This window comes from Vibrio sp. 1727, assembly GCF_033344415.1.
Taxonomy (GTDB): Bacteria; Pseudomonadota; Gammaproteobacteria; order Enterobacterales; family Vibrionaceae; genus Vibrio; species Vibrio alginolyticus.
In genome coordinates, this window is sequence record NZ_JAWPOT010000304.1 from 1 (window position 1) to 677 (window position 677).

Consider the following 677-nt stretch of genomic DNA (forward strand, 5'->3'; position numbering starts at 1 on the left):
TGTTGGCGAATCCGGTGCGGGTAAGTCCACCGTTGGTAACGCCGTTATCGATTTGCTGAGCCCTCCGGGACGCGTTGCCAGTGGCGATGTCTTTTTGGATGGTGAAAAAATCTCTGGCTTAACACCAGAAGCGATGCGTAAGGTGCGTGGCTCGAAGATTGGTTTTATCTTCCAAGACCCTATGACCTCTCTTAACCCTTTGTTTACGGTTGAGCAGCAGCTAAAAGAAACCATTCATGCCAACATGAAAGTGTCTGACGACGAGGCGTATCAACGCGCGTTGTCTCTGATGCAGCAAGTCGGCATCCCTCAGCCTGAAAACCGTCTTAAACAGTATCCTCACCAGTTTTCTGGTGGTATGCGTCAGCGTGTGGTTATCGCGATCGCTTTGGCTGGTGAGCCAGATCTGATCATCGCCGATGAGCCAACCACGGCACTGGACGTATCAATCCAAGACCAAATCCTGAATCTTATCCGTGAGTTGTGTATCCAGAACAATGTTGGTTGTATGTTGGTTACGCACGACATGGGTGTGGTTTCAAACGTTACAGACCGCGTGGCGGTGATGTACCGTGGCGATCTTGTTGAGTTTGGGCCAACGGCAAAAGTGTTGGGTAACCCAGATCACCCATACACGCGCAGCTTGATTTCGGCGGTTCCTCGCTCAGACCGAAAGC

1 protein-coding gene is annotated in these 677 nt (G+C 51.3%); it reads left to right on the forward strand.

The features are described from left to right. Positions 1 to 677: ABC transporter ATP-binding protein (locus R8O10_RS25390; RefSeq protein WP_318191981.1), on the forward strand; the 677-nt coding region annotated here is incomplete at both ends.